The sequence below is a fragment of the Priestia sp. SIMBA_032 genome (genome assembly GCF_046535215.1).
Classification (GTDB): Bacteria; Bacillota; Bacilli; order Bacillales; family Bacillaceae_H; genus Priestia; species Priestia aryabhattai.
The window spans coordinates 1-248 of the sequence record NZ_JAWRXD010001260.1 but is presented as its reverse complement, the minus strand read 5'-3'; the positions used below and the strand labels follow the sequence as shown (position 1 = coordinate 248).

Below are 248 nucleotides of genomic sequence, written 5' to 3'. Positions count from 1 at the left end.
CGACGCGGCCCTTGACATCGACGCGAAGGGCACGCTCGGCCCCGGCGTCGTCACCGCATGGCGCTGGAAGGACACGGCGGGCAAGGTGCTCGAGCTGGACCTGCGCAGCGATGTGCTGTTTCACAACGGCGACACGCTCAGCTCCGACGACTTCAAATTCACGCTGTTCGACCGGCTCCAGGCCGACAAATCGCTGCAGGTCGGCGGCATCTGGTGGGCGCTCGAAGGCATCGAGATGCCGTCACCGA

General features: G+C 66.1%; 1 protein-coding gene. It reads left to right on the top strand.

Going from position 1 to position 248, the window contains the following annotated elements; all coding sequences use genetic code 11:
- Positions 1-248, top strand: a 248-nt coding sequence (locus SB717_RS38375) for a hypothetical protein (protein WP_410908448.1), incomplete at both ends; no start/stop codon positions are given.